5 protein-coding genes are annotated in these 5,873 nt (G+C 43.4%); 4 read left to right on the top strand and 1 reads right to left on the bottom strand.

Going from position 1 to position 5,873, the window contains the following annotated elements:
• Window positions 1-182: 182 nt before the first annotated feature.
• Window positions 183-1,418, bottom strand: a complete 1,236-nt coding sequence (locus tag HMPREF9072_RS09725) for a hypothetical protein (protein WP_034566377.1) — start codon at window positions 1,416-1,418, stop codon at window positions 183-185.
• Window positions 1,419-1,542: 124 nt separating this feature from the next.
• Between HMPREF9072_RS09725 and HMPREF9072_RS09720 the strand changes: the two genes are divergently transcribed.
• The 4 genes from HMPREF9072_RS09720 to HMPREF9072_RS09705 are packed head-to-tail and all read left to right on the top strand — an operon-like array spanning window position 1,543 to window position 5,845.
• Window positions 1,543-2,292 carry a hypothetical protein gene (locus tag HMPREF9072_RS09720; RefSeq protein ID WP_009411558.1) on the top strand — a complete coding sequence of 250 codons (750 nt, stop codon included), beginning with the start codon at window positions 1,543-1,545 and terminating at the stop codon, window positions 2,290-2,292.
• A 20-nt stretch (window positions 2,293-2,312) separates the two neighbouring features.
• Window positions 2,313-2,735 (top strand): hypothetical protein, encoded by a 423-nt coding sequence (locus HMPREF9072_RS09715; protein WP_009411557.1) that lies wholly within the window; start codon window positions 2,313-2,315, stop codon window positions 2,733-2,735.
• A 49-nt stretch (window positions 2,736-2,784) separates the two neighbouring features.
• Window positions 2,785-3,648 carry a DNA damage-inducible protein D gene (gene dinD, locus HMPREF9072_RS09710; protein ID WP_009411556.1) on the top strand — a complete coding sequence of 288 codons (864 nt, stop codon included), beginning with the start codon at window positions 2,785-2,787 and terminating at the stop codon, window positions 3,646-3,648.
• 25 nt (window positions 3,649-3,673) lie between these two features.
• Window positions 3,674-5,845 carry a glutamine synthetase III gene (locus tag HMPREF9072_RS09705; protein ID WP_009411555.1) on the top strand — a complete coding sequence of 724 codons (2,172 nt, stop codon included), beginning with the start codon at window positions 3,674-3,676 and terminating at the stop codon, window positions 5,843-5,845.
• Window positions 5,846-5,873 lie beyond the last annotated feature (28 nt).

Below are 5,873 nucleotides of genomic sequence, written 5' to 3'. Positions count from 1 at the left end.
GGAAGTGTGAGGTCTTAGGTCATAGGCAATAAGGGAAAAGTGTAATAGAAATCTCCCCCTACTCACATACTCCGCTCTCGCGGGGCACATACCCAGCTGTCGCTGGCTACCTTCAAAAGGGGGGAATGTGGCGACGGAAAGGTGGAGGTAAGATGGGGGAAGTTTATAAGATAGAAAGTCTTTTATTTTGTCCACGAGAAAAGGCGCATATCTCCTGCTTCTAAGGTGTATGTTTTAGAGGTTGTCCAATCGACGGGGAGCAAGCGGGCTTCTTTGCTTACTTCTTGTACTTCGGCAGTGGCTTTTATCTCTAAGGGTAACGTTTTGAGAGGACTGTGGTTTACAATCATCAAATAGTAGCGTGACCCGTTCTGCAAAAGCGAAACAGTTGCCCCTATATCGCCTGTTTTGAGGACTTCAAAGTTTTTAGGCAATACCAATCTTTTTGTGCCTGCGGGAATGCTTTTGCCGGTATGCCATACGTTGAGCATCTTTGCTCCCACAAACACGCCGGAAAGTTTCTGTACTTCGGCATTGGCTTGGGCTAATCGGTAATAGGTAGCATTTTTAGAGCCGTCGGGCGCAATAGGCGCTTTATAAGTTAGGTTATCAGGAGGGGTGGTATAGGTGAAGAACTGCATCAGTTGCGAACCATAGGCTAAGTTGGTGTACAGTTGCAAGCGGAGGTCGGCAAGGGTAGGTTCTGGGTATCCACCTTCACCGAGAGGGTGGGACGATGATAGCACGAGCGTCCATAGAGGAATGCGTAATTCTTTGGCTTTTGCCGAGAAGACTTCTAAGTTTTTATACCACAATCCGTTTACGGTTCTCTCTTTTGCTCCTTTGTTGAGTACGATAGGGTAGAAGGTAGAAGAGAGCATTTGCAGAGGGAGGGTGCGGGTGGCTTTTTCAAGATAAGCATTGAAGGAGGCGCCTAATTGCTTTTCGGAAGTGTCTATTGAGAGGAAATTCACATAGCAGATACCTTTTTTATCGATTTGCTGAAAGCGTTTCATCTTCGCAGCTATCTTATCTAAATCTTTCATTGAGGGTTCGTCTGCCATAAACCAGCCCGCCACAGCAGGGTGATCTTTTAGGGCTTTGATGGTTGCTTCGGTATCGGTAGAGAGTTCTGAGCAACTTACAATACTCTTCATTTGTAGGTTTTGCATCTTATTCAAAGCCTCTTTCACTTGGGAAAGGGGGGAATAATAGGTGTACATATTGTAATTTAAGCCCGCTTGTTTCATCTCTTGATAGGCTTCAGTAGAGGATTGAGGGGAGAGTCCTATCCACGCCATCATTGGAAAGGGGGTGTTGCTGGAGATAAGAGAGCCATTATCTTCGCTGTTATTATCTTTTTGGCAACTTGTGAAAAGGCATAAAGCGCTTAAAGTGATGTAAAAAAATCTTTTCATTTGGGTAATATTTATGGTCTTGATAGCGCAAAAATACAAAATAAATTGTAAAAAAGGTGACGATATGAAAGAAAATGATTACTTTTGTCGCAATAGAAAAGGAAGAGTGGTTAATTTGTAATTTATGAAAGAGCTTATTTTTACATTCATTAGTTTAGGAGCACTGTGTAGTTATGCTCAGAACTTTCCTTTGCGTACTGATGTGCAGGAAGCTGAATTGAACGGGAAGGTGAAGCGAGTAACTGAAATTACTACCTATGAAGGGAACGTATTTAGAGGGGTTGATACTACTTTTTGTTCTTTTAATGAAAAGGGATTCGTTACTGAAAGCGAAACACGGTCGCTGCGGTTCTTTCACCAAGATACTATTAGGAAAATTATAATAAATGTAGCTGACTATAAAAAGCGAAGGGTGGTAATGACCACCTATGATACCAAAGGGAAAGAAATAGACAAAAAGATTAAAAAAACGAATGAAAAAGGTTTTCCTATTGAAGTGGAAATGATACACAATAAAACTAAAAGAATTAAGATGTTTTATCACTATGACCCTAAGAGTTGTGTGGTAACAATTACCACTGATAATAAAGAAACAAGGTTTAAAGGATTGCTTAGCTATGATGCTGAAGGGCGCTTACTTACTGAAGAAACGTATATAGATGAACAAGTAAGACCCATAAACAAACTTAGTTATACTTATAACCGCAAAGGTTTTGAGGAAAAGAGAGTTGTAGAGACTTTTTTTCCTAATAAAGACAAAAGAAAGCTAACGTATCGTTACCGATACGGTACAGGAGGCAGTGCTACCCAAATAAAACAATATGAAAAGGGGACACTGATTTATACTAGTGAACGCAAGATAGAATATTATTAATGGTTTAAAAATAAATATAAATGAAAAGAACGATTTTAATGCTCCTTATTGCCTTTGGAGCACTCTCTTGTAGTAAAGAGGATATTAAGAAATTAGAAGGTAAGGTAGATGTTACCGTCTACGTAAAAGACAACAACGGTACGCCCTTAAAGAATTGGGAGGTATATGCTTACGATGAATGGGCGTGGGAACACAAAAGTGACTCGCACCCTACTTTTCACGCGAAGCGGTCGGCGACTGATGATGAGGGGATAGCCTCGTTTGTACTGAGTGTAGATGTGATTGATGAGCAAGAAGTGTATCAGTTTGTGGTGTATTACACTGAGGACAACGCAGGGAAGAAGAATCTTTCGGGCACTGAAATTACTAAGAACAGTTTGAAAAGAGTGAAAACGGTTACCCTTAAAGCGAAAGAAAAATCAACGATTACAATTACGTTGTAGTAGTTATCGGACAGATTTCCCCCTTGAAACTTAAAAACGCTAAAACATTATGGATAAGAACAGTGTTTTACAGTACAAAAATCTGTTTGACGGCATTACTCATTATATAGAAAGTGAAGATGCCAAAGAGAAAATAGAAGTGTGGTTTGCCCGTGAGTTGCAAACCATATTGGGCTATGCCCGATGGGAGAACTTTTCGGTAGCGATACACCGAGCAGTTGTTTCGTGTAAGTCGCAACAAATCAATGTAGATGACCATTTTCGTGAGGTCACGAAAATGGTCGAGTTAGGTAGTGGTTCCAAGCGTGAAATAATGGATTTTATGCTTACTCGTTACGCCTGCTATCTCATTGCACAGAATGGCGACCCTAAAAAGGAGGAAGTAGCTTTTGCTCAGAGTTATTTTGCGGTACAGACACGTAAGGCAGAGCTCATCGAAGAACGCCTTAACTTACTTTCTCGTTTAGAAACGCGCGATAAACTCAGAAGTGCCGAAAAGCAACTCTCACAGAATATTTATGAGCGTGGCGTTGATGATAAAGGCTTTGCGCGTATCCGCTCCAAAGGCGATACCGCTCTTTTTGGCGGACATACTACTGAGGATATGAAGCTGCGGTTAGGAATAAAAGCCAACCGACCTTTGGCAGATTTCTTACCAACCCTTACCATTGCCGCTAAGAACCTCGCTACCGAAATGACCAATTACAATGTGGAAAGTAATGATTTGCACGGCGAACCTGCTATCACACACGAGCACGTACAAAATAACCAAACTGTCCGACAAATGTTAGGACAGCGTGGTATCAAACCAGAGGAATTACCTCCTGCCGAAGATATTAAGAAATTAGAGCGCAAAGTAGCGCGTGATGAGAAAATGATAGCTGAACGCTCTCAAAAATTGCCTAAAAACTAAAATAATAATAACTTACCTGTTACCTATGCTAAGATTCACCGCTCTTACTACCGCTCAAAACCGAAAACCGGTGGCGGTACCCGAAAATGGCAAACGCTCCGAACTGTTTGCCCAAAATGTATTCAACGAAGAGGCTATGCGCCAACTGATGACCCGCGATGCCTTTGCCGCTGTAATGAACGCCATTCACAATGGCACTAAAATAGACCGCCGTGTAGCCGACCAAGTGGCGACCGCTATGCGCGATTGGGCAATCTCCAAAGGCGCTACCCATTACACCCACTGGTTCCAACCTCTTACAGGGGGCACTGCCGAAAAACACGACGCTTTCTTTGAGCCCGTTACCCGCGACCGCGCTATCGAACGTTTTGGGGGCGGACAGCTCGTACAACAAGAATCTGATGCTTCCAGCTTCCCCAATGGTGGTATCCGCAATACTTTTGAGGCACGTGGCTATACCGCTTGGGATCCTTCTTCACCGCCTTTTGTATATGGCACCGTACTTTGTATCCCTACAATATTCATCGCCTATACTGGCGAGGCATTGGACAACAAAACGCCATTGCTCAAAGCCCTTAGCGCTCTCGATCAAGCTGCTACCGAGGTAGCCCGCTATTTCGACAAGAATGTGAGCAAAGTCACCACTACCTTAGGCTGTGAACAAGAGTACTTCCTCATCGATAAAGCCCTTGCCAATACCCGCCCCGATTTGATGATTACCGGTCGCACCCTCTTAGGGCATCAAGCGGCGAAAGGACAACAGTTAGATGACCATTATTTAGGGGCAATCCCCAGCCGTGTGTTGGCTTTTATGCGCGATTTAGAACAAGAGTGCTTATTGCTTGGTATCCCCGTAAAAACGCGCCATAATGAGGTCGCACCTAACCAGTTTGAGTTGGCGCCTATCTTTGAAGAAGCCAACCTTGCAGTCGATCAAAACTCTTTGCTGATGGACGTGATGCGCAAGGTAGCCGAACGTCATAGCTTTGTAATCCTATTCCACGAAAAGCCCTTTGCAGGGGTGAATGGGTCGGGCAAGCATAACAACTGGTCGCTTGTAACCGATACGGGCGTAAACCTCTTAGCACCTAGCAAAACACCTATCAAGAACCTGCAATTCCTCACTTTCTTCATCTGTACTATCAAGGCAGTATGTGAATATGAGCCTTTGTTAAGAGCCTCAGTGGCATCAGCGACTAACGATTACCGATTAGGTGCTAATGAAGCACCGCCTGCCATTGTATCGGTGTTTATAGGCGAACAACTTACCCAAGTGTTGGACGCCTTAGAAGTATCGTCCGATAACCTATCTCCTGAGGAAAAAACCGAACTCAAACTGAATGTAGTAGGCAAAATACCCGACCTTTTCCTCGATACTACCGACCGCAATCGCACCTCTCCTTTCGCCTTTACGGGCAACAAGTTCGAGTTCCGCGCGGTGGGCTCTAAAGCCAACTGTGGCAAGCCTACAATGGTACTGAGCACCATAGTAGCCCAACAACTCACCGAGTTTAAGAAAGCAGTTGATGCGCTTATAGAAGAGGGCAAGAAGAAAGAAGATGCTATTTTTAAAGTATTGCGCCGTTACATTAAGGAAAGTAAGAAAATACGCTTTGAAGGCGACGGTTATAGCAAAGAATGGGAGGAAGAGGCTGCCCGCCGTGGTTTAAGCAATCATAAAACTACTCCTGAAGCGCTGAAAGAAAACATCAGTGAGAAGGCTGTGGCTTTGTTTGAAAGTACAGGAGTACTCAGCAAAGTAGAGCTTTTAGCACGTTATGAAATTGGCTTAGAAGAATACGTGAAAACCGTGCAGATAGAATCGCGTGTATTAGGCGATATTGCTCGTAATCACGTGGTACCTACTGCCGTGCGTTATCAAAACACACTTATTGAGAACGTGAAAGGCTTAAAAGAAATATTTGGCGATAGCTACCAAGAAGTAGCTGCCGAGCAAATGGAGCTTATACGCCATATTTCGGAGCATATCAAGGTTATTCACAGTCAGGTGGAGGCAATGGTAGAGGCGCGAAAGCACGCTAATCACCTTCCCGATTTTGAAGCCAAAGCCGATGCTTATTGCAATGAGGTAAAACCTTTCTTTGAGGTAATACGCTACCATTGCGATAAACTCGAACTTATGGTAGACGACGAGCTTTGGACACTGACGAAATACCGCGAATTGTTTTTTAATTAGCAAATTAGAAAATGAGAGAATTAGAAAA

The sequence above is a fragment of the Capnocytophaga sp. oral taxon 324 str. F0483 genome (assembly GCF_000318315.2).
Classification (GTDB): Bacteria; Bacteroidota; Bacteroidia; order Flavobacteriales; family Flavobacteriaceae; genus Capnocytophaga; species Capnocytophaga ochracea.
The sequence above is the reverse complement of the archived record's forward strand: the minus strand, read 5'-3'. Positions and strand labels throughout refer to the sequence as shown.